The sequence below is a fragment of the Bradyrhizobium sp. 164 genome, from assembly GCF_023073715.1.
Taxonomy (GTDB): domain Bacteria; phylum Pseudomonadota; class Alphaproteobacteria; order Rhizobiales; family Xanthobacteraceae; genus Bradyrhizobium.
Map to the genome: position 1 here is coordinate 101,298 of NZ_JADPKA010000040.1, position 25,340 is coordinate 126,637.

Here is a 25,340-nt window from a genome sequence, read left to right on the forward strand (position 1 = left end):
AAATCTGCTCGCGAAAAACTTCCTTAAATTGTATGCGCAGAGAACCTGGGTCCGACAAGCAGAAAGCCCGGCGCAAGGGCCGGGCTTTCCTAAGCAACGTCAGTGCTTCTGATGGCCGCCACCGGGGCCGCCCGCTGGCGGGCCACCACGCGGCGCATTGATGTGCGGAGCGCCGCCGCCGGGGTGCGGCATCGCAGGTGCCGCCGCGCGCGGCGCCGGCATCTGCGCTCGGGCATTCATCGGCGAGCCGTGGCTGACGTTCGGCTGGGCGACGTGCGGCATCGCGGGCCGGGCTGCAGGCGCGGCCGACACGCGCGGCACTTCATGGGCGCGCGCCATCGGCTGCGCGCGCACGGCGGCACGGCTCGCAGCATGGTCGTGCATCATGCGCGCCTGCGCGTCGCGCGGACTCCGGCTCTGCACGACGGTTCGCTCATTCGCGATGCGCTCACTCCGCGCGGCGCGGGTCCGGTCGATCGTAACCGCGGCGTCGCGCTTGGCGATTGCATTGGGCCGCCCGACGGCGGCATCCCGTCCGGTGACCGCGACATTACCCCTGGCGTGCACGCCGCTGCGCTCGAGTGCGATCGCCGCATCGCGCGTTGCCGCGCGGCCGATACGGGCCGCACGTGGATCAAGCGTCATCCGCGTCGCGAAACGCTGATGCGAAGTCCAGTAATTATTCCAATAGGCCTGGCGGCGATACCAGGGACGTCCCGCATAGTAGTTCGACCAATACGAGGTCAACACGAAGGGGACGACGGGCACGTCGATCTCCTCGACATAATCGGGGAGATAGACGTAGTGGTTGCGATAGAGGTATTCGAGATATTGCGACGATACCCAGCCGCGATCGTCGGAGAAGCTCACGTCGCACCAGGCATTGCCGCGCAGGCAGCCATGGATGTTGACGCGGGCACCACCGGGGATGCGGTCGACCAAGGGAAAGCCCGTGCCCGGTCCGGCACGCAGGCCGGTCGAGACGGTGACGATGCCCGGCGCGGCCAGCGCGGCCGTCGGGGCGAGCAGCAATGCGGCAAGTAAAACGCTTTTGAGTCTCATGGCGTGTTCCTCCTCTGCCAGTCGGAACGCGCAAGCGGAACGGGCGTTCCGCATACGGTGGTCGCACGGGTCGAAAGATCGAAATGCACACCCGCGCGGTTCAATATTCACTCGCCGTTCATTGCCACAGCGCTCCGGCGCGCAGCCGGGCCGTCAATTCGCCGGCAACATGACGGCGTCGAAGTACGACGCAAGCGCAGCAAAGCCGTCGAGCGGCAGCACATGCGCGACATACTGGTCCGGCCGCACCACGACCATGCAGCCGGCTTTCCGGTCGATGCTGCGCATGGCGAAGACGTCGTTGCCGCTCTTGAGATCGGGACAGAACATCTTCTCGTAGTCGATCAAGCCGTAGCGGCCTTTGCGCGGGAGCAGTAGCGACGGCATCGCCTCGAGGGCAAGCTCGCGATGATCTTGCTGGAAGATAGCGCGCAGGTCGATCACGCTGTCGATGTCGGCGCCGACCCGCGTGTATCGCCTGATCGGCGACGCCCTGGCTTCGGCGAGGAAATTGCACAGGGCGCGAATGGCCGAGCCCGCTGCGGCGGGATCTTCCGCAGGCGAAAACGCGTAGATGCGGAAGCGGCCGTCGGCCTGCGCCGCATGACCGAGATGCACCGGCTTGGCGTCCGCCAGCCGGATCACCGGCGCGGAGTGGAAGCGCTTTCCGATCACAAGACCTGCCGCGAGATGCTGATGCGCGGCCGTGCCGGTGAGAAGCGAGGGACGGTAATGCGTCGCGGTCCCGGCCGTGTAACGGCCGTGCCGGACGAAATAGTCCTGCGTCCTCGCCGCATCGGCACCGCCGGCCTTCGCGGCGGAGGCGAGAATCCCCGCCCATTCACGATCGAAGTCGATCAGCTCCTTGGCAACCGCCTGGCGCTCGGCCGAATAGGAATGCAGCAGGCCTGGGGCGCACTGCCTGCGCAGGACGGCGGCGAGCTTCCAGCCGAGATTGAAGGCGTCCTGCATCGAGACGTTCATGCCCTGCCCCGCTTTCGGGCTGTGGGTATGGCAGGCATCGCCGGCGATGAAGATACGTGGCTGGCGGGTTTCGATCTCGGCGTCCGGCACGTCATCGAACTTGTCGGTGAGGCGCTGGCCGATCTCGTAGACCGACCACCAGGCGATCTCCTTCACCTCGAGCGTATGCGGCCTCAAGATCCGCTGCGCCTTGGCGATGACGTCGTCGGCACTGATGTTGCGATTGGCGACGCGCTCACCGATCTCGAGCTTGGCGAGCTCGACATAGAGGCGGACCATGTAACCGCCTTCACGCGGGATGATCAGCAAGCTGCCGTCCTTCGCGGACTGGATCAGCGACTTGAAGCGGATATCCGGGAAGTCTGTCACCGCCAGCACGTCCATCACGCCCCAGGCGTGATTGGCGGAATCGCCGTGCAGCTCCCGGCCGATCGACTTTCGTACCGTGCTGCGCGCGCCGTCGCAGCCGACGACATAGCGCGTCTTGATCGTTTCGATCTTGCCCTCGCTTCCGGCATCGACGCGGGCGAGGCGGACCGTCACGGCATAATCGCCGGCACCGGCGGCCGGATCGACATCGAGATCGAGCACGCGCCGGCTGTAATACGGCTCGAGCTTGGCCGGCGATTTCCGCATGACGTCGAGAAAGCCATCATGGATGCGGGCCTGGTTGAGGATGACGTGCGGAAATTCCGACAGCCCGTCCTCGACGTCCTGGACCCGGCCGCTGCGGACGATCGTCTTGGGCTGCCGCTCGTCCGGCTTCCAGAACGTCGTCTCGTTGACCCAATAGGCCTCCTTCAGCACGCGCGCGCTGAAACCAAAGGCGTGAAACATCTCCATGGTGCGGCAGGCGATGCCGTCGGCCTGGCCGACCAGCAGGCGGTCTGCTTTCTGCTCGACGATGCAGGTCCTGATATCCGGAAATTGCGCGAGCTGGGCGGCGAGCGTGAGGCCGGCGGGCCCGCAGCCGACGATGAGGACATCGACCTCTTCAGGCACCGCGCCCGCTGCACCCGAGGGTTGAACGCGCTCGGCGGGATCCGCAATCTCGGGATCGCCCGGCTGAAATCCATTCAGATGGAATTGCATGAGCACCTCTCCCGCCAGCTTCTTTGGATATTGCTCAGTATGCTGACTATCAGTATACTTGTCAAATGACCGGACCCCGTCCCTGCCAAACGGAGAATTCAGTGAAAGACAACAACCACATGCCCGGGCATCTGGCGCGCCGGTTCCAGCAGATCGCGGTCGCGGTATTCCTGGCTGAAGTCGCAGATGCCGGCTTCGATCTCACTCCGGTGCAATATGCCGCGCTCGCGACCATCAAGGCCAATCCGGGGCTCGATCAAGTGACGCTCGCGGGTTTGATCGCCTACGACCGCACCACCATCACCGGCGTGATCGATCGCCTGGTGCAGAAGGGCCTTGCCGAGCGCCGCCCGTCCAGCCGCGACCGCCGCGCGCGCGAGCTCGAGATCACCGACGAAGGCCGGCGCACGCTGCGCAAGATCACGCCTGCCGTCGAGTCTGCGCAGCGCATCATGCTGCGCGGCCTCACCGCGAAGGAAGGCGAGGAGCTGATGCGGCTCTTGCGCAAGGCGATTGCCGCCGGCAACGAGCTCAGTCGCGCGCCGCTGCGCGATGTGGAGGTATAAGCCCGTCGTTTTGTACGTATTGTCGCAGCGCCGCGAAACTTGGAACTAACGTTCGGCTGCTACGGTCGGCCCGTTCGGCGTTTAACGCGCGGTTAACTTTGCGGCTCGGGGGTTTCGGATGTTCAGGTTCGTTGTTGCGGCCGCGGCGATCGCGCTCTCGGCAAGTCATGCGCTCGCAAACGGCCATGGCGGCGACTCTCCGCCTCCGCCGAAACCTGAGGCGACGATCGCGCCGGCGAAGGTGGTCCTGACCAAGCAAGGTCCCAAGCTGGTCGATCTCAGGGGCATGACGCTCTACTATTACGAGCGCGACACCACCGGCAAGACATCGAACTGCAACGGCAAGTGCACCGAGAGCTGGGTTCCGCTCGCCGCGACCGCCGACGCCAAGGCCGTCGGCGATTTCACCGTGATCAACCGCAACGACGGCAGCAAGATGTGGGCCTACCGTTATCGCCCGCTCTACACCTCGCCCGCCGACAAGGCGCCGGGCGATGCCAACGGCAATGCCACGACGCTGCAATGGCGGATCGCCAGGCCGGAATAGCGCGACGCCCCATGTCGCCGGATTGCTGGAAATGATCGCGAGCGACAGAAGCGACCGATCGGTCAGCCCTCAGCTGCGCCAGCGCGTGCCCGTCTCGGCCTGCGCGTTCTGCCCGGGCGGCAGCACCACGACCATCGAATTGAGCTTCACCCGCTCATAGAGATCGATGACGTCCTCGTTGCGCATCCGGATGCAACCCGAAGAGATCGCCTGCCCGATATATTCGGGCTGATTGGTACCGTGGATGCGGTAGAGCGTGTCCTTGTTGCCGACATAGAGGTAGATTCCCCGCGCCCCCAGCGGATTGGCCGGACCACCGGGAACGCGCGCCGGATATGGCCCGAGCCGCGCCTGGATATCCGCCGTCGGAACCCAGTCCGGCCATTCCGCCAGGCGGCCGACGCGGGCGACGCCTGAGAACGCCATGGCTTCCTCGCCGACCGCGACGCCGTAGCGGATCGCCTTGCCCTCGGGCAGCACGAAATACAAATAGCGCGCATCGGTATCGACCAGGATGGTCCCCGGTTGCTCCTTGCGATGGTAGTCGACGATGTGGCGCAGATATTGCTCGGGCACGCTCGCCTTCGCGTAAGGCACATGCGCGAGCAGCTGCCGGTCGCGCGGTGTCATGCTCGCGTCGGTCGACGGGGAGAGAGTCGTCTGCATGCAGCCGCCGAGCGGCAGCAGAGCAGCAACGAATAGAACGATTAAAGATCTTGGCACCGCTGGCCCCCGATAGCGGGATATCACCCCCAGCGCCACTACATGCTGTCAAAATCGTGCAAAAAACAAGGCGAACGCGGAACAATTACACGTGTTCGACAAGGCGGGTTCCATCACCACAAACGGCAGGAGAGCGTCGCATCATCTCCATCTCCTTGCCTTGCTTTGGTCAAACCCGGCTGGACTCGTGCTCCCTGGGACTTGGGATGGGCCCACCACAACAGATGATCGGCTCGCGCCAATGCGGACGACCAAGGCTTTAAACATCTGGGCTTCAAAGGAGCTGCGATGCTGGCGACGCTGAACAGCAAGCAAATCGTCGACGAGATCGTGAAGGACTTGGTCAAGGACAACGATCCGCACGACTCGGTTCAGATTTCTCCCGAGATCGTGCTGGACTCGCGCCCGGGGAGCGCGGCACCGGCGCTGGCGCCGGAGCTCGCGCGCCGTCCGGAGCCGAAGTTCGCTCCGAGTCAGGCGCGTGCGCCGGAGCCCACCATCAACGTCGTCTACGGAAAACCCGCCGCGGCACCTTCAGTCGACACGGCGGTTCGCGTGACGGCCAGCGATGGTGCCGGCCATCGGAAGCGATCCGCGGTCGGCAAGTGGCTGCGCGGTGCGTTCGTCACGTTCCTGTTCGCGGGAGGCAGCGCGGCTGCCGCGATTGCCTGGGAGAAGCATGGCGACACAGCAAAGCAAATGTTCGCCGAATGGACGCCGGTATTGGCGTCGCTGATGCCTTCGACGTCGCTGATGTCTTCGACGTCGCAGACGACGCCCGTCGCCGCGGCGCAGGCCGCCCCGCCCGCAGCACCAGCGGCAGCCGAACAAACGGCGGAGCAATCTGCGACGCCGCCTGCAACCCAGCTTGCCGCCGCGCCCGCGACAGCGCAGCCCGACACCGCGCAATCGATGCAGTCGATGCAGTCGATGACGAACGATCTCGCCGCGATGGCGCAGCAGATCGAGCAGCTCAAGGCCAACATCGCCGAGCTGAAGGCCGGACAGGAGCAGATGGCGCGCGAGATGGCGAAGCCGCCTGCGCCCAGGCCCGTCGCTGTTGAGACCAAGCCGGCCGATCCGCGCGCCCGCACCTCTGCGCTGCCGCCGCGGCCTGCGACGCCGCCAGTTCGCAAGCCCAAGCCGGCCGTTAGCCAGACCTACATGCCGGCCTATACGCCAGCACCGCTTGCACCTCCGCCGCCATCGCAGGCTGCCGCGGTCCCGCCGCCGGTTGCGACGACGCAAGCCGTAGCCGATGACGATGGACCTGTCGTACGTCCGCCAATGCCGCTGCGCTAGCGCGACACCACAGCGTCGCAACGTCGCCTACGCTGTCCGAGTCGACGAGTCCGGACGATTACGGGAAGCGATGCTTTGCGTGTCTTCCGCTGAAGAGAAAAGGCCGTCGGGATCTATGCCGGCGGCCTTCTCTTGCAACTGCCGGTTCCCGGAGCCCGGTTCTGTTGCAATTCGATGCTTTATGATCACGCCGCATATTTAATAAATTCTTAATGAACCCGCTTGCTGCACATCATTTCTGCGCCATAAGCACAGAGATTGCGCGGCCGGTTCATTCGAAACGATCGACTCAGTGGTACCATGCCGGATGTGTCGAGACTTCCGTTGAAGACTTGCTTTTCAAACTTGGGTCGTCACACCGGGGAATTCGGATGCCTTACTACTCCTTCGATCTTGTGGTCGGTGAAGAGTTCAAGAACCAGGGTGGAATCATCCTCGAAGACATCGAGGTCGCCTCCGATCGGGCCGATCAATTGGCGACCGAGCTGTCGCAGGTGAAGCCGGAGCTCCAGCAGAAGGGTTGCTCGGTGCGCGTCACGGACCGCGATCACAACGAGGTCTATCGCACGCCGCTCGATCCCGTCCCTGCGTGGCAGCGCTAGCTATACGTCAACCACTGGCGCTTCGAACCAATTCGTCAGCGACAATCCACCGTCGACGACGAACGCTGCGCCGGTGACATAACCGGACAGCTTGTTCGACAAGACGGTCAGCGCCATCGGTGCGAGGTCATCGGCCTCGCCGAGGCGCCCGAGCGGAATGTGCCGCGCCAGCGAGGCATCCGCGACGAACCCGCCGGCTGCGATCGCGCCGGGCACCAGCGCGTTGACACGGATGTCGTGGCGGCCGAACGTCTTGGCGAGCTCCTTCACCAGCATCGCCATTGCCGCCTTCGCCGTCGAATAGTGCGGCAGGTTGCGCGGCGTGCCGGCATGCAGCGAGGTGAGAAACAGGAACGAGCCCGGCCGCTTCGCGGCGATCAGCCGTGTCGCGATCTCGCGCGCCAGATGAAAGCCGGCATCGAGATTGACGGCATGCATCTGCTGCCAGGTCTGGCGATCGACCGCGAGCGCATGGTCCGCCTCTCGCCGCGGCGGAGACGCGCTGTGGATGAAATGCGTGATGTCCCCGAGCGCTGCCTGCGCCGCGGCCAGCAGCTCATCGCATGCCTCGAGCCTGGCGAGATCGCCGATCCAGGGCACCGCCAGTTCGGGTCTCTTGCTCGCGCTGATCGCGACCCTCACCCGCTCGGCATTGATATCGGCAAACACGGTCCGGACGCCCTCGCCGACCAGAGCCTGCGCGATCGCGCGGCCGATGCCGTTGCCCGCGCCGGTGACGAGCGCGGTGTCGCGTGCGGGATCGAATGGCGTGCTGAACAGGCTCATGTCGCGTTCCGGGGCCGGCGGACGACCAATCTAGCGCGCCGCGCCGAGGAACGACAATGGCCTCCCGGCACCATTGCGGAGCAGCGCGGCGGACGCTAGCCTCTCAAAAAACGGAGGAGATACCAAGGATGCGCACCGGTTTTCTGATGACGGGCTTGTTGCTGCTGGCCGTGCCGGCCCAGGCGGCCGACGCGCCGCCGCGGTCGACCTATGTGACGATGGTGTTGCAGGCCTTCGCCGCCAAGGTCGAGTGCCCCAACACGGATCTCGTCTATCAGGACCTCGTGCAGAAGGCGCAGCAGATGCACCTGCCTGATGGCACCACCGAGAAGGTGCGCAAGGCGATCGCCTGGATGCACACCGGCGGCAAGATGGGCGAGAAGCAGGACGATGATTTGATGGCGGAGGTCGCCGTCGCCACCCAGGCGACCGACATGGACCAGCGCCGCCTCGGCATGCCCGGCTGGTGCGAGGCCCAGAAGACCAACCTCGCCGGATTGATCCGCAGCAAGGGCGGCTGACAAGGCGGCTGTTGCAGCGTTAAGCACGCTCCCAACAGCCGACGCTCCCGACCAAAAATCGTCACAATTCTCCACAGCATGCGGCCTCTTCGAATTCGAACCGGAGAGCCCTCATGCGGAGTATCCATTTCGTTTTCGCCGGCGCGATTGCGGCCGCCACGGTGTTGACTGCGCCCGTGCTGGCGAAGAATTCCGACGCCCAGAGAAGCGAGGAAAAATCCACTTCGTCGCCCTGTACTGCCTATCAGCAGGCGCCGGACGGCTCGTGGGAACCCCTTCCCTGCAAAGCCACAGGCGAGCGGGCGCAGCCCCAGACGCAGAATCGACGTTCGACGCAAGCCACCGATCACGGCGAGCGTTGAGTACGTCCGCGCTTAAGTCGTCAGCTCTGGTGCGGACCGCGCATGATCTTCATGGCGTCGGCGATGTGACGCCATTCCTTGGCCTCTTCGGCCTCGCCGCGGCCCTCGCAGGCCTGCGCCTGCTCGGCGGCCTTCGCAATCGCAGCGAATCCATGCTGTTCCAGCATCTGCCGCGCGACGGTGTGGACCTGGAGCTCGGACATCATGGGCGCTCTCCCGTTTGAAGGAAACCGCGGCGCCCGGCTCGGCGGCGCTGCGCGGGTCTCCCACAACGATCTCGCCGTGCGACCCGTTCCGCTTACCTCACGACAAAGGCGGCCCGCCATGCCCGGCGGACCGCCTTCACCCACCCCAATTGAAAGTCTTCGGCCGCGTCCCCTACGCGACCGCCACGCGCTTGCGCTCGAAATCGTTGGGTACCTCGATATCGACCTCCAGGGTCGACACGTCGTCGCCGCGCTCGAGCCGAACGATGACCTTGGTCGGGTCCAGCTTGACGTGCTTGGACACGACGGCGAGTATTTCCTCACGCAGCACCCCGAGCAGATCGGGTTGGCCGCGTATCCCTCGTTCATGCGCGAGCAGGATCTGCAACCGTTCGCGAGCGACGGGAGCAGACGAGGCCTTGTTGCCGCGCAGAAGTCGGAGCAGACCCATGCTCATGCAGCCCTCCGTCGCAGCAGACGATCCATGAAGCCCTTGCGCTCGGTCGGAACCTGCATCGGCACGGTGTCGCCGCACAGCCGCCGCGCCGCGTCGATATAGGCCCGCGCGGGTGCGCCGTCCGCGTTCGACAGCGTCACGGGGGTACCGACGTTCGAGGCGCGCAACACGTCCTGGCTCTCGGGGATGATGCCGAGCAAAGGCGTGGCGAGGATCTCGAGAATGTCGTCGATGGTCAGCATCTCGCCGCGCGCGGCGCGGGAGGGATCGTAGCGGGTGATGAGAATGTGCTTCTCGACGCGCTCGCCCTTCTCGGCGCGCACCGTCTTGGAATCGAGCATGCCGATGATGCGATCGGAATCGCGTACCGAGGAGACTTCCGGATTGGTGACGATCACGGCCTCGTCGGCAAAGCGCATGGCCATCGAGGCGCCGCGCTCGATGCCGGCCGGGCTATCGCAGATCACCCAGTCGAACCGGCTGCGCAGATCGGCGATGACCTTGCCCACGCCCTCCTCCGTCAGCGCATCCTTGTCGCGGGTTTGCGAGGCCGGCAGCAGCCAGAGATTCTCGAGCCGCTTGTCTTTGATCAGCGCCTGGGGCAGCTTGGCTACGCCCTGCACTACGTTGATGAGGTCGAACACCACGCGGCGTTCGGCGCCCATCACGAGGTCGAGATTGCGCAGGCCGACGTCGAAATCGACGACGACGACCTTGTCGCCGCGCTGCGCGAGCGCGGCCCCCAGTGCGGCAGTGGTCGTGGTCTTGCCGACCCCGCCCTTGCCTGATGTCACGACCAGTACCTTAGCCATCTCAAAAATCTCCTTCTGGTCAGTTCAGCGCGGTAATTCGCATGGTGTTGCCTTGCAGAAAGGCTTGGGCAGGCTGGCCGCGCAGGGCGGCGTCGATATCGTCGGCAGTCTGATAAAACCCATCGATTGCAAGCAGTTCGGCTTCGATCTTCTGGCAGTAGATGCGCGCACTGGTGTGACCGTTGACCCCGGCCATGGCGCGGCCGCGCAACGCGCCGTAAATGTGAATTGAGCCGCCGGCGACGACCTCGGCGCCGGAGCCGACGGAGCCGAGAATGGTGATGTCGCCCTCGGGGAAGATCACGGTCTGGCCCGAGCGCACGGGAGCCTCGAGCAGCAGCGAGGTCGGCTTGGTCTCGGCCTTCGTCTCGGTCTTCTTGGGCGCGTTCGGCTCGACCACACAGCTGCGTCCGCCCGACAGCAGCGGTGGCATCGTCGGGGTCAGCCTTGCCTCCTCCACGCCTTCAATGCCGAGCACGCGGATGTTGCGGTCCTGCAGGCTGGTCAAGAGATGGCCGATGCCGGCTTGGCTCAGATCGACCGAGGACAGGTCGATCACTACGGGCCGACCGGCAAAGAAGCCCGGCGAGCGGGCGATCGTCGCATCGATCTCCTGGAGCCAGTCCAGGATCGGAACGGTCGGCACGAACACGAAGGCCACATAGGAGCGCCCCCGCAGGCGCACCATTTGGCGTTGAGTTTTTACTGCAGCCTCCATATCGGCCGACTCGTTCCCAATTATTGAATGGTTAACGATGCGGCGGATATGGTTAATGGCCGGTTAATTTCTCCGCGGAGCTACGTGGAATCCATCGGGCTCGCGGCCGCGCGTCCGACGGGCGCTCTCGTCCAGCCCACCGCTGTCATCACCCGCGGCGGCAGGTGATCGAGTACTCCGAGATGGTTGTGGGTGCTAGACAGGCCGCGGCATATTGGATGCCCCGCCTGCGCGGGGGCATGACCGCGGCATGTGGGGACAGCCCCTACTTCTTCACCTTGCTTGCATCCATCTTGATGGAGGGATCGAGCATCTTGGTCGTGAACGCCGTCGACACGTCGAACGGCTTCTCCATACCGAGATAGGTTTGGACCAACTCGTAGTCTTTCTTCATCCGCTCGCCGTCGATCCAGCCGAGCGACTTCGTCGTCGTGAATTCGTCGGTCATCAGGGACTTGATGCGTTCCCACTGGCGCTCCTGGTTCTCCCTGTCGAGACCGGAGACCTGATCGAGCAGCGCCTTCAGGCATGGCGTGACGTCGGCGACGCAAGCTGCAAAGGCCTTCTGCGTGACGCGCACGAATTCCTCGACCACCTTGGGATTCTTCTGCAGATAAGCGCCGTTGACGATCAGCGAATTGCCATAAGGATTGAGCCCGATGTCCTTCCAGTTGATGTAGCCGAGATCGGGTCCGAACTCGATCACTTTCAGATCGTGCTCGTTGTAGAAGTCGCTGATGATGTCGACGGTGTGGCTCTTCAGCGCCGCGATCTTCGCGGTCGGCCCGACATTGACGAAGCCGACTGAATCTGGCGCAAGACCTGCGGCCTTGGCGAAGGCCGGCCACATCACGCGCGAGGCATCGCCAGGCGGGTTGCCGATCTTGTGCCCGGCAAAGTCCTTCACGCCGTTCACGCCATAGCTCTTCAGCCAGTAGAAGGTCTGGCCGGTATTGGCATAGACGCTCATCACCGCAACCGTGTCAGCGCCCTTGCTCTTGGCCACCAGCATGGTGGCGAGATCGGCGACGCCGAACGGCGAGCCGCCGGAGCCGACCTTGGCCGCGGAGACGCCGGAGCCTTTGCCGGTCTCGATCGTCAGGTCGATGCCCGCCTTCTCGTACCAGCCTTGAGCCTTGGCGTAATAATACGGCGAGTGATCGGCCGTCGGCGTCCAGTTCAGGATCAGATTGACCGCCTCGCCCGCGCGCGCAGGCATCGCCCACAGAGCGAGCGTCAGCGCCAAGACCAGGGCAGAGCCCGCCGCCTGCAAATGCTTCATCGCACCTCTCCTCATTGCCGCGACCCGGCTTGTCGCTCTCCCCATGTGAGGATACCAATGCAACAAGCCCGCCCTCAACTTGTCAACTATTTGGTTGGAAATGCCTGCAAAACGATCTGGCGACACCGTGCCGCAGCGCCGTGATCCCGTCGCCACCCGCAACAAGCTGCTCACCGCGGCGCGGCTGGAATTCGCCCGGCACGGCTTTGCGGGGGCCCGCGTCGACGAGATCGCCGAGCGTGCCGGCGTAAACAAGCAACTCGTCTATCACTATTTCGGCGACAAGGACGCGCTCTACCTCGCCGTGCTCGAATGGGTCTATGAGGACATCCGCGAGCAGGAGCGCAAGCTCAAGCTCGAAGGCCTGCCGCCGGAAAAGGCCATCCGCAGGCTGATCGAAGCCTCGTTCGACCATCTAGCGGCAAACCCCGATTTCATCGTGCTTCTGAACGACGAGAACCGCGGCGGCGCTCGCCACGTCCGCGGCTCGACGCGGCTGGAGGCGATGCACTCCCCGCTGGTGAGAAGCGTCTCCCACATCCTCAACGAGGGGGTGCGCGCCGGCGTGTTCCGCAAGGGGATCGATCCCGTTCAGCTCTATATCTCGATTGCGGGCCTCAGCTATTTCTTCTTCTCCAACACGCCGACGCTGTCGGCGATCTTCGGTAAGGACCTGTCGAGCCGCACCCAGCGCCGCGCCCGCCGCAGGCACGTCGCCGATTTGGTGCTGCAGTCGTTGCGGCCTTAATCAACCAGCTGGTTGAAACTTCGCTCAAGGCCGGTTAGGCTCGTCGTAACGGCAAGTGACCGTCGCAACAGGGAGCAATCGGTGACAGGAGACGCGGCCCGCACCTCGCGCAGCTTTGCGATCATCCTGATCGTGCATCTTGCTGTGCTCGTGCTCTGGCAGGTCGCGGTGGATGCTTTCCACGTGCCGAAATTCATCCTGCCCTCGCCGCTTGCCACCGTGCAGACGCTGGCAACCACAGGCTATGCCTGGGGTGCCAACACGCTGGTGACGTTGATCGAGATCCTCGGCGGCTTCGCGCTTGGCGCCTTCGTCGGTGTCGCGCTGGCCGTGATCTTCAGCTGGGCGCCGCTGCTCAGCCTCGCGCTGCTGCCGCTGTTCGTGACGCTGAACATGATCCCGAAGGTCGCGCTCGGCCCGCTCTTCATCGTCTGGTTCTCCTACGGCATCGTGCCGAACATTTTGATCGCCTTCAGCATCTGCTTCTTTCCGATCCTGCTCACCACTGCGCGCGGCCTGCGCGAGGTCGAGCCCGATCTGCTCGATCTCGTCAAATCGTTGCGCGGCTCGCGCTGGACGCTGTTCCGCAAGATCCAGTTGCCGGGATCGCTGCCTTACATCTTTTCCGGCATGAAGGTCGGCGCCATCCTCGCGGTGGCCGGCGCCATCGTCGGCGAGTTCATCGCCTCCGAGCGCGGGCTGGGCTACCTCATGATCCAGGTGCAATCGTCGCTCGACACGCCCGCGATGGTGATGGCCGTCGTGCTGCTGACGCTGCTCGGGGTCGCTCTCTACGGCCTGGTGCTCGCCCTCGAACGCATGTTCGTGGTTGGCGACGCGACACGGACCTGACAACGGCAGAACTAAGGACCAAATCCATGTTGCTCACCCGCCAGACCCTGCCGAAGACCATCCCTGACGTCGCCGCGCTCGACGAGCTCCTGTGCCGGCCGACGCAGGCACTGATCGACGACCTCGGGAAGGTCGAGGGCGACATCATGATCCTTGGCGTCGCCGGCAAGATGGGCCCGACGCTGGCGGGGCTCGCAAAAGCTGCCGCGCCGGATCGCCGCGTCATCGGTGTCGCGCGCTTCAGCGACGCCAGCGTCAAGGACTGGCTGCACGCGCGCGGCATCGAGACGATCAATTGCGATTTGATGGACGAAAGCGCCATTCACGCGCTGCCGAAGGCGCCCAACATCATCTTCATGGCCGGCCGCAAGTTCGGCGCGGAGGGCGATCTGTCGCTGACCTGGGCGATGAACGCGCATGTGCCGGCCCTGGTCGCGCAGGCCTTCCCCGCGTCCCGGATCGTGGCGTTCTCGACCGGCTGCATCTATCCTTTTGTCCCCGTCGACGGTAAGGGCTCGACCGAGGACATGGCGCCGAACCCGCCCGGCGAGTATGCCCAGTCCTGCGTCGGACGCGAGCGCATGTTCGAATATTTCTCGCGCAAATTCGGAACACCGGGCCGCCTGTTCCGCCTCAACTACGCGATCGACATGCGCTATGGCGTGTTGCACGACATCGCCATGAAAGTGCTGACGGGCACGCCAATCGACGTCAGCCTCGGCCACGTCAACTTCATCTGGCAGGGCGATGCGTCCGCCCAGGCGCTGCGCTGCCTCGCCCATTGCACGACACCGACCTCCCCGATCAATGTCAGCGGCCACGAGATCCTCGCGGTGCGCGATCTCGCGCAGAAGTTCGGTGCGAGGTTCGGCCGCGCACCGGTGCTGACAGGCAAGGAAGAGCCGACGGCATGGCTGACCGACACGTCGAAAGCGGTCGAGTTGTTCGGTTTGCCCGTCGTCGACACCGAGCAATTGATCGCCTGGACTGCGGACTGGGTCTCTCGCGCCATGCCGACGCTCGGCAAGCCCACCAAATACGAGGTGCGCGATGGACGCTACTGACGGTCTGTCCGTCATCAAGCTCGGCGTCGCCGATGCGAACGCCGGGCTGGCGCTGTCGACGGAAGCGCACTGGAACCAGACCGAAGAGGATTGGCTCGTTTTCCTGCGCGATGGTGTCGTGTTCGGCATCCGCGAGGGCGCGCGACTGGTGGCGACCGCAGCACTGCTGCCGTATTCCGACAACAACGCCTGGATCAGCATGGTGCTGGTGTCGGCAACGCATCGCCGCCGTGGTCTGGCGACACGCCTCGTCGATGCCTGCCTGGAAGCGGCGCGCAAGAACGGTCTCACGAGCTGGCTCGATGCGACGCCCGACGGAGCCGCCGTCTACGGGCGCCTCGGCTTCACACCGACCCTGCAATTGCGGCGGCTGAAGCTGATGAAACCTACGCCGGCATCTGCGGAGGCGCCGTCGGCCGCAACGCTCGAGGCGCTTTGTGCCCGCGACCAGCGCGCCACAGGTTTCGACCGGACCGCTCTGCTGACCGCCCTCGCACAGCGCGCCGGGTCGCGTATCGTCGCAGCCAATAGCAGCATTGCGCTCGTCCGCGATGGCAGAACCGCGCGCCATATCGGCCCCATGTTCGCGGATCATGCCGTCGAAGCGCTGGCTCTGGTTCGCGTGATTGCGGGATCCGAGAATGGCCCGCTCCTGCTCGACGCTGTCGCCTCGCAACCCGCGTTCCTCGACGGATTGACCGCCTCGGGCTGGACCATCGAGCGGCCGTTTCAGCGCATGCGGTTCGGCCCACCCACCGCCGCCGCCGAAGAAACGCCATTCGCCGTCGCCGGCCCCGAATTCGGATAGGACATCATGCACCACAGCCAGATCAACAGCGACATCCGCAAGCTGATCGCCGAGGGCACCGTGCTGCCGGCGCATCCCCTCGCCCTCACCGCCGAGCGCCAGCTCGACAAGACGCATCAGCGCGCGCTGACGCGCTATTACGTCGATGCCGGCGCAGGCGGCCTTGCTGTCGGCGTGCACACGACGCAGTTCGCGATCCGCGACGTCGGCCTTTACCGTCCCGTGCTTGAGCTCGCCGCCGAGACAGCCGCGAGCTGGACCAAGCGTCCATTGGCGATGGTCGCAGGCCTTGTCGGCCCAACCAGCCAGGCAACCGCCGAGGCCCGCACCGCACGCGACATCGGCTATCACGCCGGCCTGCTCAGCCTCGCCGCGATGAAGAGCGCCTCCGAGGATGACATCATCGCGCATTGCACGGCCGTGGCCGCGGAGATCCCGCTGGTCGGCTTCTACCTCCAGCCGGCCGTGGGCGGTGTCATCCTGTCCAGCCAGTTCTGGCAGCGCTTCGCCTCGATCGACAATGTCATCGCGATCAAGATCGCGCCGTTTAACCGCTATAGGACTCTCGACGTGCTCCGCGGTGTCGCAGCCGCAGCCGCACTCGACCGCGTCGCGCTCTACACCGGCAATGACGACCACATCCTGCTCGACCTCACCCTGCCATTCGACCTGCGCGACAAGGGCATCACCACGCGAACCTACTTCAAGGGCGGCCTGCTCGGCCATTGGTCGGTGTGGACCGCGAGCGCCATACAACTCTTCGAGCGCTGCAAGGCCGCGCGGCACAAGGACAGCGTTCCGGCCGACCTGCTCGCGCTCGATGCCCGCGTCACCGACTGCAACAGCGCGTTCTTCGACGTCGCCAACAACTTTCACGGCTGCATCGCCGGCTGCCACGAGGTGCTGCGGCGTCAGGGCCTGATGCAGGGCCTGTGGTGCCTCGATCCGAACGAGGGCCTCAGCCCCGGCCAGAAGCAGGAGATCGACCGCGTCTGTCGCGAGCACGCCGATCTCAACGACGATGCCTTCGTCGCCGCCCACCTGAACAAATGGCTGGCATGAGCTCCGAGCCCTTCATCAGCCTGCGCGGCGTCCGGAAAGTCTACCGCAGCGGCGGCGCCGAATTCCTGGCAGTCTCCGACGTCACCATGGACGTGCAGGAAGGTGAGCTGGTCTCGCTGGTCGGCCCTTCCGGCTGCGGCAAGACCACGGTGATGAAGATCCTGGCCGGGCTGCACGGCGCCGACGGCGGCACAGTGACAATCGGCAACGCCAAGAGCCCGTTCGATCCGACCCGCGACATCGGCATGGTGTTCCAGCAGGCGCTGCTCTTGAAGTGGCGCACCATTCTGGACAACGTGCTGCTGCCGGCCGAGATCGTCGGGCTGCCGATGAAGGCCGCGCGCGCGCGGGCGCACGATCTGCTCAATCTGGTCGGGCTTGCCGGCTACGAGCACAAATATCCGCAGCAGCTCTCCGGCGGTATGCAGCAGCGCACCGCGATCGCGCGCGCCTTCATTCACGATCCAAAGCTGATCCTGATGGACGAGCCGTTCGGTGCGCTGGATGCGCTGACGCGCGAGCAGATGAATCTCGAGATGCTGCGGATCTGGCGTGAGAGCGGCAAGACCATCATCTTCGTCACGCACTCGATCCAGGAAGCCGTCTTCCTGTCCTCGCACTGCGCCGTGCTGACGGCGGGTCCGGCGAAGATGGCCGATTATTTCCCGATCGACCTGCCCTTCCCGCGCGACCTGCCGCTGAAAACCACGGATGCGTTCGGCGTCTATGCGCGAAGGATCTATGCGAAGCTGGGGCTGGGCGCGGCGTAGCTCGCCACACGAAAATTCTCCAGGGTGGGCAGAGCGAAAGCGTGCCCACCCTGGCAAAGTGGAGCAAGGTATGGCGGGCACGGCGCAAATGCGCCTTTGCCCACCCTATGAGAGCTGCGCGCTCAGCTCTTGTTGCGTGTCTTGCTGAGCAGATAATTGTCGTAGAAGTTCTCCGCGATCTGCGTGTAGAACAGCAGCTCCTTCATATAGGCGTCGTGGCTGTCCTTCGTCCGCCTGAACAGATCGCTCTTGGCGGCGAGCTCGTTCAGATGATCATGAGTCGCGTTGTAGCAGGCCTCCAGCACCGGCTGCGGGAATGCCCTCAGCTCCGCGCCGTTGGCGATCAGCCGCTTCAGCGCCGCCGGATTCACGCTGTCGTACTTCTCGAGCATCCAGGCGCCGGCCGCAGATCCCGCCTGGTTGACGATCGCCTGATATTGCTTGGGCAGCGAGGCCCATTTCTCATCGTTGACGATCATGTGCAGCATGGCTCCGCCTTCCCACCAGCCCGGGAAATAATAGTATTTGGCGACCTTCTGGAAACCGAGCTTCTCGTCGTCATAGGGACCGACGAATTCGGCGGCATCGATCGTGCCCTTCTCGAGGGCCGGATAGACATCGCCACCGGCGATCTGTTGCGGGACGACGCCGAGCCGCGCCAGCACATGGCCGCCCATGCCCGCGATGCGGAATTTGAGTCCTTTGAGGTCGTCGACGGTCTTGATCTCCTTGCGGAACCAGCCGCCCATCTGGGTGCCGGAATTGCCGCAGAGGATGGCGTGGGCCTTGAAGGGTTTGAGCGCTTCGTTGGTGAGGTCGGCGCCGCCGCCGAAGTGCCACCATGATTCCTGGTGGCGATGGTTCATGCCGAACGGCGCGCCGGTGGCATAGGCCAGCGCCGGCTCCTTGCCGATGTAGAAATAGAGCGGCGTCTGCGCCATCTCCACCGAGGCGGTGCTGACGGCATCGAGCGCCTGCAGGCCGGGCACGAGCTCGCCGGCGGCGAAGGTCTGGATCTGGAATTTATTGTCGGTCGCTTCCGCGACGTATTTCGCGAACGTCTGCGCCGTACCGTAGATGGTGTCGAGCGACTTCGGGAAGCTCGAGGTTAGGCGCCATTTGATCTCGGGCGCGCCTTGCGCGAGCGCAGGGGCCGCAACCAGAGTCGTCGCGCCGGCGACTGCGCCGCCCTTGAGGAATGTACGGCGTTTCATTGGGGTCTCTCCCTAAAATTAAATCTCAAGCATATCGGCGTTCGGCCACGATGTCCGTCCTCGAATTGCGCTGGGGTCCATGGGACCTGCGGGACTGTGAGCCCCTCAGAGCAGCTTCGCACTGACGAACAGCGCGCGCACGGCGTTGGTTGCCTGCACTGCCAACATGGCGTTACCGGCAGCGCCCTCCAGCGCCTCGACAGCATCCTCATGCAGGGAGCGGAATTCCATCCATTCCACAGACTTGAAATTGGTCAGGAACTGATAGGCCTGGCCGACGGTCGCAATCGCCAGCGTGTCACCGTTCAGCTTGATCTTGAACGTCGTCCGCAGCGGGGTCTCGGAGTTTGATGGATCACTCATGGGCTGCTTCTGGACGAGGACGACTTAACGAAGGGGAAACGGCAGCCCCGCCGCGGCACGCAAGTATCAGGAATCAGTGCTCGCGCGCTGCGAGGCGGTCGCAGACCCGCGCAGGCTCGGCACCACGACCAGACGGTTGAACTCGCCATTGTCGTAGGCCTTGATGAAACGGTCATAGTCCTTGATCGAGACGCAACCGTTGGAATCGCCGCGCGGTCCGAGCATGTAATTGTGGGTGAGCAGGCCGACGCGCCCAAGCGCGTTGGTGCCTTCGACCGGCGTCATGCGCAGCGCGCGGACGCCATGGAACGGCTTTTCGCGCGGCTTCAGCTCGTAGGTTGCCGGCGGCGTCGCGCCGACCATGCGCCGATCGACATGGTCGGGGTTGTCCATCAGCGGGCCTAAGCCGGAATGGGCCTCGAGCGCCACGCCGCTTGGCAGGTAAACCGCCTTGGCCGAGATGTCATAGACCGCTGTCCGCGAATCGTAGCCGAGGGCCGCAAGATCGGGCGCCTTGCCGAACAGGCCGCTGTCGGGCGTCAGCGAGGCCAGCTTGATCTTGTCGGTGAATTTTTCGAAGAAATTGCGGTTATCGACCCGTGAACCAGTGTCGGCATACGCTTGGCTGGATGCGATCTGGGAGGCGAGATCGGCCTGGACCGGGCGCGAGCGCGGCATCGGGATGGTGTCGGCGCGCTGCGAGGGCCTCGCCTCCTCGGCCGCAGGCCGATCCTCTTCGGTCAGGATCGAGCGCCAGTCGTCGCCCTGGAGCCTCTCAGCCAGCATGGCCTTGGCATCGCGAAGCTTGAGCTGGACCGCGTTCAGGGCGGAGCGCTCCAGCGTCCGGAAGCCGAGTTCGCGGGCCGGCGGATTACCGGAGGCCGAAGCGAAGCGATCCTCGAATGAAGGGGCATTGGCCGGCGGCAACGCGGCGGAGACCAGTGGAGACGAATCGCCCATATCCGCGACCCACGCGGCGGCGCCAAGCGCCAGCGCGATCGCTGCCAGAGACAGCAAAATCGCTTCGGCTCGCCCGACACGGCGGCGCGACAACAGCCTCCCGGCATGTGCTGCGTCGGAAACCATCAGATCCCCAAATCGACCCCGGGGGTGCCCAACCCCCACCCGGAGACTCTATACCAGCTACCACATTGGGAGCCAAAAGTTAGGCATAATCGCGGCCGGCAAGGGCTGGCAACGGGTCCGGCAGGGCTTTCCCAAGGTATCCAATGACCGATCCTTTCGATCTCGAGCGCTTTATCCGGGCCCAGGACCCGGTCTATCGCGACGTGCAGGGCGAGCTGGCCCGGGGCCGGAAGCAGACTCACTGGATGTGGTTCATCTTCCCGCAGGTCGCCGGCCTCGGCGTCAGCGCCATGTCGCAGCGCTACGCGATCGGCTCCCGCGCGGAGGCCCAGGCCTATCTCGCCCATCCCGTCCTCGGGGGGCGCCTGATCGAATGTACCAGGCTCGTGCTCGCCGTTCAGGGGCGGACCATCAACGCGATCCTGGGCGCGCCGGATGATACGAAATTCCGCTCGTCGATGACGCTGTTCGGTGCGGTTTCCGATGAGCCCGTTTTCGATCAGGCCCTCGCCCGCTACTTCGCCGGCGAGCGCGACCGCGCCACGCTGGAGATCCTGGCGAAGCTCGATCGAGCATCCGGCTGAGTTGACACGAGCGGCAGCGTAAACCCGAGATTAATACCGGCTGCCTATCTTCCGAGCAAAATAATTCTCCCCGCGCCAATTGCCGGACAGATCATGAAAATCGGTACGCTCCTGACCACCGCCATCGTCTCGCTCTCGACCGTCGGCGGCGGCCTCGCCGTCTACGTCGCCGTGACCAAATATCAGACGATGGAGCGGATCGGCGAGGCGCAAGGCCGCCTGGCGATCGTCCGCGCGGCCAGCGACATCCCGCGCTATCTCAACCCCGAGCGCGGCTTTTCCACCAACATCCTCTACGGCCCCGCCACGATCGACCCTGCGCTGCTCGCCGAACAGGACAAGCTGCGCAAGCAGACCGACGGTGCCCGCGAGAGGATGAACGCGCTGCGCAAGGAGCTGCCCGGCTCCTTCGACGACGGCAACATCATCGGCAGCAACATCGACGGCATCAATGCGAAATTCACGGCGCTGCGGGAGGCCATCGACAAGGCGCTCGCAGGGCCCGCAGAGGCCCGCAAGGACGCGGCCAAGAAGATCGTCGCCGACAATGCCGTGCTCAACAGCGGCGTGACCGCGCTGCTCAACGAGCAGGTCCGCCGCATGGCGATTCTCAACGGCGACGCCTACCGGCAGGCCAGCTACGCCAACATCGCCATGACGCTGCGCGACGTCGGGGGCTTCAATTCCAGCCTGCACAAGAATCTCATCGGCGGCAAGAAACCGGCGACCGACGCCGAGAAGGCCGAGATCAGCCGCTCGCAGGGCCGCAACGATCAGATCGTGATGACGCTACAGGAACTGCGCGGCAATCCGGCGACTCCGGCGAACGTCGCCGCTGCGCTGGAGAAGTTCAACGCGGTCTATGTCGAGGAGTTCGGCCGCGAGCTCAAGCTGGTGAAGGACGGTGCGGTCAGCGGCAAGTACGAACACGACGTGGACACCTATTACGCCGCCACGCAGCGCGGTCTCGGCACCATCATCGATGTTCGCGACGCCTTTTATGATAATGCCGAGCAGATCCTTGCCGGCGCCTCCTCGGCCGCACGCACCAGCTTCACCGTCGCCCTCGTCGGCCTCCTTGCCGTGCTGATCGCCAGCGTCGGCCTCATTGTGGTGGTTCGCCGCCGCGTCTGCGCCCCAATCGTCAGCCTGACGACGCGGATGTCACGGCTTGCCGATGGCGAGGTTGCCGACGGCATCCCCGGTGCCGAGCGCTCCGACGAGATCGGCGCGATGGCCGCGGCGGTTCAGGTGTTCAAGGACAACATGATCCGGGCCGACCGGCTCGCCGCCGAGAAGCAGGCCGAGAACGACGGCAAGATGCGCCGTGCCCAGGCGCTCGACGACCTCACCCGCGCCTTCGAGGCCAAGGTCACCGAGCTGGTCGGCGGTCTGTCCCGGGCCTCCGCGACGATGGAAAGCACGGCGCAGTCGATGACCTCGACCGCGGCCCAGACCAACAGCCAGGCCGCAATCGTCGCCGCCGCCTCCGAACAGACCTCGACCAACGTGCAGACGGTTGCCAGCGCCACCGAGGAGCTGACCTCCTCGATCGCGGAGATCGGCCGTCAGGTCGCGCAATCCACCGAGATCGCCGCCCGCGCCGTCGACAATGCCCGCCGCACCGGCGATACCGCGCGCACGCTCGCCGAAGGCGCGCAGAAGATCGGCGACGTCGTCACGCTGATCCAGAGCATCGCCGAGCAGACCAACCTGCTGGCGCTGAACGCGACCATCGAGGCCGCCCGCGCCGGCGATGCCGGCCGCGGCTTTGCGGTGGTTGCTTCCGAAGTGAAGTCGCTGGCGGGCCAGACCGCCAAGGCCACCACCGAAATCTCCGAGCAGATCACCGCGATCCAGAGCGCGAGCGACGAGACCGTGGCCGCGATCCGCAACGTCGCCGACGTCATCGCCGAGATCGACCAGATTGGCGCTGCGATTGCCGCCGCGATCGAGGAGCAGGGCTCAGCCACCAAGGAAATCGCCCGCAGCGTCCAGGAGGCCGCCCGCGGCACCCAGGAAGTCAACAGCAACATCTCCGGCGTGCAACGCGCCGCGGATGACTCGGGAGCCGCCGCCCGGGAGGTGCTGGGCGCCGCCGAGCAGCTCTCGACCCAATCGCGCGATCTCGCCGGACAGTTCGACCGCTTCCTTGGCGAGGTCAGGGCGGCGTAAGACGTCTCAATAAGGCGGCGCCGTGCGCGCCCGCTGCGCTTTGGCCGCCTCGATCCACCACGCAAGATCGTCGGCAAAGCGCGGGAACGAGCGTTCCAGCGCCTTGCCGCCGTCGCCGATCGGCTCTCCGTCGTCCGACAGCGTCTGCGCGATCGGGCCGACGCCGATCGTGCTCGACACCACCACCATGCCCATCTCCGACAGCGTGCCGTGCCAGGCGGTCGCGGCGCGCGCGCCCGAGAGCCGGCCGGCCGAGTAGCTCACGATCGCGGCCGGACGCCAGAACCATTCTTCGAGGAAATGGTCGGTGAGGTTCTTCAGGCCGGGCTGGATGCCCCAATTGTATTCGCCGGTGACAAAAACAAAACCATCGGCGCCGCGGATCTGTCCGGCCAGCCTTTCCAGCGCCTCCGGCGCGGTGCCTTTGGGATATTCCTTGTACATGCGGTCCAGCATCGGCAGGCCGATCGTCTTGGCGTCGATGAATTCGACCTCCTGGCCGCGGCCGCGCAGACGATTGATGACGAAATTCGCAAGGCGGATGCCCATGCGCTCGGAACGATAGGAACCGTAGAGGACGAGGATGCGATTGCTCATGATGGCCGCATCCTAGCATGTCGCCGGGGCGCGCAGAGATTCTCTTTGTCGCGGCGCTGGAGTGTCGCGGTACTTGAGCGTCGCGATGCTCGAGCGTCGCGGCGCTTCAGTGCGTCGCGCGATATCTGGCGCGGTGCGGAATGGACCGGCAGGCCAGGCCGTCGGCCAGCAGCTTCATGTCCTCGTGCTTGCCACTGCGGATCAGCCGGCCGAGCTCCTCGGATGTGAAAGGAAGACTTGGATCGTCATCGATCGGGCGCCGCATTCGCGGACCAAATAACCGTCGAACCAGGCTAGCCAGCCGCCGCATGTGAATTCCCTCGCGCCAGCAACAAACCTCTCAGTCTGCATATTGTTCCTCCCGCACCTTCGAGATTGCAAGAGGCCGCTAACGACTCCGCGCCAAAAATTTCCGCCGGAGAATAATCTCCTTCACGTCGTGCTATTCGGCAAAACCCACGTAGCGCACGAACTCGTCGTTATGTTCGCGGTCCGAGCGAACTGCATTCGCGGCAAAGCTGTCGTCGGAATAGCCCAGCGCGACGCAGGGTCATGATCACCTCGTCCTCCGGAATATTCGCGTCCTCGCGCACGATGTCCGAGCGCATGATGCCCTGTCCGTTGATCACCGAACCGAGGCCGCGATCCCACGCCGCGAGCACGATGCCGTAGCAGAGCGCACCGAGATCGAAATGGCAGACCGCGCCGGGATCGCGCGCGGCACCGGCTCCTTCTTGAAGCCACGCACGCTGCGGCGCGACTGCACCAACGTTTCGAATTCCACCTCTTGAACCTCCCTGCCCGTTCTACCTGCGTTGCAGCGCCGGTTGCCGATGCGGCGCGCAAAATCTATGCTGACCCGCAAGCAAGACCAAGAACCCCGCGAGGAGATACGCCATGGCCGCGCCGCTAGATCCCGTCATCGCCCAGATCATTCCGCTCATGCCGATGCGCGATCCCACCACGATGACGCCACAGAGCGCCCGCGATTCCTTGCGCGCACTGGCTGCCTCGCGCGCGGCCATTCCGCCACCGCGCGTCGATAGCGTGCAGGATATCAAGGTGAAAGGCGGCGCTGGCCCGCTCGATGCACGCGTCTATCGGGTCGGCTCCACGCCTGCACCGACGGTGGTGTTCTTCCATGGCGGCGGCTGGGTTGCCGGCGATCTCGAAACCCATGACCGGCAGGCGCGCAACCTCGCGATCGAGACCGGCGCGGTCGTCGTCTCCGTCGACTATCGCCGCCCGCCCGAGACGCGCTTCCCCGGCGCCTTCGAGGATGCCTTCGCCGCCGTCAGTGACATCTTCAACCGCGTCGCGGAATTTGGCGGCGATGCGAAGCGCGTCGGCGTAGCCGGCGACAGCGCCGGCGGCAATCTCGCGGCGACCATCGCGATCGCTTGCCGCGATGCCGGCATCAAGCTTGCCGCGCAATTATTGGTCTATCCCGTAACCGACGTCCTCGGCGCTTATGCCGATGCGCGCGAGAACGCGCGCTATCCCTCGCGCGCCGAGAATGCCGATGGTTACTTCCTGACGCGTGCCACGATGGAATGGTTTTGCGGCCATTATCTCGCCGATCCCCGCCATGCTTCGGACTGGCGGGTCTCACCCCTGCGCGCGGCATCTCTCGCCGGTGTCGCACCCGCGGTCGTGACCACCGCCTGGTTCGATCCCCTGCGCGACGAGGGCGCGGCCTATGCGCGGGCACTGGAGGCGGCCGGCGTCCGCGTCAAGCACCATGAGGGCCCCGGCCTGATCCATGGCTATTTCGGCATGGGCGATGCCTCGGACGTCGCGCGCGCCGAGGCGCAGCGTGCACGCGCCGACTTCAAGGCCCTGCTCATGCGCGGCGTCTGAGAGCGCTAGATGCTCCGCGCCCGCTGCGCGCCAGTGTGCCCCCATATGTGGAACGGCCCGCGTGGCAAGAGCTTTTGCAGTCGATTTCACACATTGGAACGGTGCGGTCATATGTCCGGCCTTTGCGCGCGGCAC

29 protein-coding genes and 1 pseudogene are annotated in these 25,340 nt (G+C 65.0%); 15 read left to right on the forward strand and 15 right to left on the reverse strand.

All coding sequences use genetic code 11. The features are described from left to right. Positions 1-99: 99 nt before the first annotated feature. Positions 100-1,062: an SH3 domain-containing protein gene (locus IVB01_RS15290; RefSeq protein WP_247277278.1), complete on the reverse strand. Its 963-nt coding sequence runs from the start codon at positions 1,060-1,062 to the stop codon at positions 100-102. Positions 1,063-1,215: 153 nt separating this feature from the next. Beyond that, entirely contained in the window at positions 1,216-3,138 is a 1,923-nt protein-coding gene (locus IVB01_RS15295) for an FAD-binding monooxygenase (RefSeq protein WP_247494677.1), read from the reverse strand. Positions 3,139-3,239: 101 nt separating this feature from the next. On the opposite strand from IVB01_RS15295, the gene IVB01_RS15300 reads away from it, so the two are divergent. Next, positions 3,240-3,704, forward strand: coding sequence for a MarR family transcriptional regulator (locus IVB01_RS15300; RefSeq protein WP_247277280.1), 465 nt, complete (start codon positions 3,240-3,242; stop codon positions 3,702-3,704). A 118-nt stretch (positions 3,705-3,822) separates the two neighbouring features. Further along, the gene (locus IVB01_RS15305; protein WP_247449176.1) at positions 3,823-4,251 is read left to right on the forward strand and encodes a hypothetical protein; all 429 of its coding nucleotides are present in this window, start codon (positions 3,823-3,825) and stop codon (positions 4,249-4,251) included. A gap of 69 nt (positions 4,252-4,320) precedes the next feature. Here IVB01_RS15305 and IVB01_RS15310 read toward each other — a convergent pair whose 3' ends face one another. Beyond that, positions 4,321-4,974 carry a L,D-transpeptidase gene (locus IVB01_RS15310; protein WP_247277282.1) on the reverse strand — a complete coding sequence of 218 codons (654 nt, stop codon included), beginning with the start codon at positions 4,972-4,974 and terminating at the stop codon, positions 4,321-4,323. 288 nt (positions 4,975-5,262) lie between these two features. Here IVB01_RS15310 and IVB01_RS15315 point away from each other — a divergent pair, with 288 nt between their 5' ends. Both IVB01_RS15315 and IVB01_RS15320 read left to right on the forward strand, forming a co-directional pair. Next, positions 5,263-6,276 (forward strand): hypothetical protein, encoded by a 1,014-nt coding sequence (locus IVB01_RS15315; RefSeq protein WP_247469115.1) that lies wholly within the window; start codon positions 5,263-5,265, stop codon positions 6,274-6,276. 371 nt (positions 6,277-6,647) lie between these two features. Further along, the gene (locus IVB01_RS15320) at positions 6,648-6,878 is read left to right on the forward strand and encodes a hypothetical protein (protein ID WP_247277284.1); all 231 of its coding nucleotides are present in this window, start codon (positions 6,648-6,650) and stop codon (positions 6,876-6,878) included. On the opposite strand, the gene IVB01_RS15325 is transcribed toward IVB01_RS15320, so the two are convergent. Next, on the reverse strand, positions 6,879-7,664 hold the full coding sequence (locus IVB01_RS15325; protein WP_247277285.1) for an SDR family oxidoreductase: 786 nt from the start codon (positions 7,662-7,664) through the stop codon (positions 6,879-6,881). It lies immediately after the preceding gene. Between the two features lie 128 nt (positions 7,665-7,792). Between IVB01_RS15325 and IVB01_RS15330 the strand changes: the two genes are divergently transcribed. Next, positions 7,793-8,185: a hypothetical protein gene (locus IVB01_RS15330; RefSeq protein WP_247277286.1), complete on the forward strand. Its 393-nt coding sequence runs from the start codon at positions 7,793-7,795 to the stop codon at positions 8,183-8,185. A gap of 113 nt (positions 8,186-8,298) precedes the next feature. Next, a complete protein-coding gene (locus IVB01_RS15335) occupies positions 8,299-8,547 on the forward strand; it encodes a hypothetical protein (protein WP_247277287.1) in 249 nt (82 codons plus the stop codon). A gap of 20 nt (positions 8,548-8,567) precedes the next feature. On the opposite strand, the gene IVB01_RS15340 is transcribed toward IVB01_RS15335, so the two are convergent. The 5 genes from IVB01_RS15340 to IVB01_RS15360 all read right to left on the reverse strand — a co-directional run bounded on the left by IVB01_RS15340 (position 8,568) and on the right by IVB01_RS15360 (position 12,022). Further along, on the reverse strand, positions 8,568-8,753 hold the full coding sequence (locus IVB01_RS15340) for a hypothetical protein (protein WP_247277288.1): 186 nt from the start codon (positions 8,751-8,753) through the stop codon (positions 8,568-8,570). Positions 8,754-8,925: 172 nt separating this feature from the next. Next, positions 8,926-9,210 carry a cell division topological specificity factor MinE gene (gene minE / locus IVB01_RS15345; RefSeq protein WP_247277289.1) on the reverse strand — a complete coding sequence of 95 codons (285 nt, stop codon included), beginning with the start codon at positions 9,208-9,210 and terminating at the stop codon, positions 8,926-8,928. Next, a complete protein-coding gene (gene minD, locus IVB01_RS15350; protein ID WP_247277290.1) occupies positions 9,207-10,022 on the reverse strand; it encodes a septum site-determining protein MinD in 816 nt (271 codons plus the stop codon). The genes minE and minD overlap by 4 nt, the downstream gene beginning before the upstream one ends. Positions 10,023-10,041: 19 nt before the next feature. Next, the gene (gene minC, locus IVB01_RS15355) at positions 10,042-10,740 is read right to left on the reverse strand and encodes a septum site-determining protein MinC (RefSeq protein ID WP_247277291.1); all 699 of its coding nucleotides are present in this window, start codon (positions 10,738-10,740) and stop codon (positions 10,042-10,044) included. Between the two features lie 265 nt (positions 10,741-11,005). Further along, positions 11,006-12,022 carry an ABC transporter substrate-binding protein gene (locus tag IVB01_RS15360; protein WP_247277292.1) on the reverse strand — a complete coding sequence of 339 codons (1,017 nt, stop codon included), beginning with the start codon at positions 12,020-12,022 and terminating at the stop codon, positions 11,006-11,008. A 100-nt stretch (positions 12,023-12,122) separates the two neighbouring features. Here IVB01_RS15360 and IVB01_RS15365 point away from each other — a divergent pair, with 100 nt between their 5' ends. From IVB01_RS15365 to IVB01_RS15390, 6 genes are all read left to right on the forward strand, one after another. Beyond that, on the forward strand, positions 12,123-12,770 hold the full coding sequence (locus IVB01_RS15365) for a TetR/AcrR family transcriptional regulator (protein WP_249797067.1): 648 nt from the start codon (positions 12,123-12,125) through the stop codon (positions 12,768-12,770). Between the two features lie 81 nt (positions 12,771-12,851). Further along, a complete protein-coding gene (locus tag IVB01_RS15370; protein ID WP_247277294.1) occupies positions 12,852-13,622 on the forward strand; it encodes an ABC transporter permease in 771 nt (256 codons plus the stop codon). A gap of 26 nt (positions 13,623-13,648) precedes the next feature. Then, entirely contained in the window at positions 13,649-14,686 is a 1,038-nt protein-coding gene (locus IVB01_RS15375) for an NAD(P)-dependent oxidoreductase (RefSeq protein ID WP_247277295.1), read from the forward strand. Further along, positions 14,673-15,494: a GNAT family N-acetyltransferase gene (locus tag IVB01_RS15380; RefSeq protein WP_247494678.1), complete on the forward strand. Its 822-nt coding sequence runs from the start codon at positions 14,673-14,675 to the stop codon at positions 15,492-15,494. The genes IVB01_RS15375 and IVB01_RS15380 overlap by 14 nt, the downstream gene beginning before the upstream one ends. Positions 15,495-15,500: 6 nt before the next feature. Next, positions 15,501-16,556, forward strand: a complete 1,056-nt coding sequence (locus IVB01_RS15385; protein WP_247277297.1) for a dihydrodipicolinate synthase family protein — start codon at positions 15,501-15,503, stop codon at positions 16,554-16,556. After that, the gene (locus IVB01_RS15390; protein WP_247277298.1) at positions 16,544-17,326 is read left to right on the forward strand and encodes an ABC transporter ATP-binding protein; all 783 of its coding nucleotides are present in this window, start codon (positions 16,544-16,546) and stop codon (positions 17,324-17,326) included. The genes IVB01_RS15385 and IVB01_RS15390 overlap by 13 nt, the downstream gene beginning before the upstream one ends. Before the next feature lie 122 nt (positions 17,327-17,448). Here the strand turns inward: IVB01_RS15390 and IVB01_RS15395 are convergent, their stop codons facing one another. From IVB01_RS15395 to IVB01_RS15405, 3 genes are all read right to left on the reverse strand, one after another. Beyond that, positions 17,449-18,540: a substrate-binding domain-containing protein gene (locus IVB01_RS15395; protein WP_247277299.1), complete on the reverse strand. Its 1,092-nt coding sequence runs from the start codon at positions 18,538-18,540 to the stop codon at positions 17,449-17,451. Between the two features lie 105 nt (positions 18,541-18,645). Then, positions 18,646-18,903, reverse strand: coding sequence for a hypothetical protein (locus IVB01_RS15400; protein ID WP_247277300.1), 258 nt, complete (start codon positions 18,901-18,903; stop codon positions 18,646-18,648). A 66-nt stretch (positions 18,904-18,969) separates the two neighbouring features. Next, positions 18,970-19,920, reverse strand: coding sequence for a DUF2778 domain-containing protein (locus IVB01_RS15405; RefSeq protein ID WP_247277316.1), 951 nt, complete (start codon positions 19,918-19,920; stop codon positions 18,970-18,972). 212 nt (positions 19,921-20,132) lie between these two features. Here IVB01_RS15405 and IVB01_RS15410 point away from each other — a divergent pair, with 212 nt between their 5' ends. Further along, positions 20,133-20,573, forward strand: a complete 441-nt coding sequence (locus IVB01_RS15410) for a DUF1810 domain-containing protein (RefSeq protein ID WP_247277301.1) — start codon at positions 20,133-20,135, stop codon at positions 20,571-20,573. A gap of 93 nt (positions 20,574-20,666) precedes the next feature. Next, positions 20,667-22,748, forward strand: coding sequence for a methyl-accepting chemotaxis protein (locus IVB01_RS15415; protein ID WP_247494679.1), 2,082 nt, complete (start codon positions 20,667-20,669; stop codon positions 22,746-22,748). Positions 22,749-22,754: 6 nt separating this feature from the next. On the opposite strand, the gene IVB01_RS15420 is transcribed toward IVB01_RS15415, so the two are convergent. The 3 genes and pseudogenes from IVB01_RS15420 to IVB01_RS35710 all read right to left on the reverse strand — a co-directional run. Further along, positions 22,755-23,345: an NADPH-dependent FMN reductase gene (locus IVB01_RS15420; RefSeq protein ID WP_247277303.1), complete on the reverse strand. Its 591-nt coding sequence runs from the start codon at positions 23,343-23,345 to the stop codon at positions 22,755-22,757. Positions 23,346-23,451: 106 nt separating this feature from the next. Next, on the reverse strand, positions 23,452-23,610 hold the full coding sequence (locus IVB01_RS15425) for a hypothetical protein (RefSeq protein ID WP_247277304.1): 159 nt from the start codon (positions 23,608-23,610) through the stop codon (positions 23,452-23,454). Positions 23,611-23,787: 177 nt separating this feature from the next. After that, positions 23,788-24,058, reverse strand: a pseudogene (locus IVB01_RS35710) (nitroreductase family protein); the annotation flags it as partial. A 184-nt stretch (positions 24,059-24,242) separates the two neighbouring features. On the opposite strand from IVB01_RS35710, the gene IVB01_RS15435 reads away from it, so the two are divergent. Next, positions 24,243-25,205 carry an alpha/beta hydrolase gene (locus IVB01_RS15435; RefSeq protein WP_247277306.1) on the forward strand — a complete coding sequence of 321 codons (963 nt, stop codon included), beginning with the start codon at positions 24,243-24,245 and terminating at the stop codon, positions 25,203-25,205. Positions 25,206-25,340: the final 135 nt, after the last annotated feature.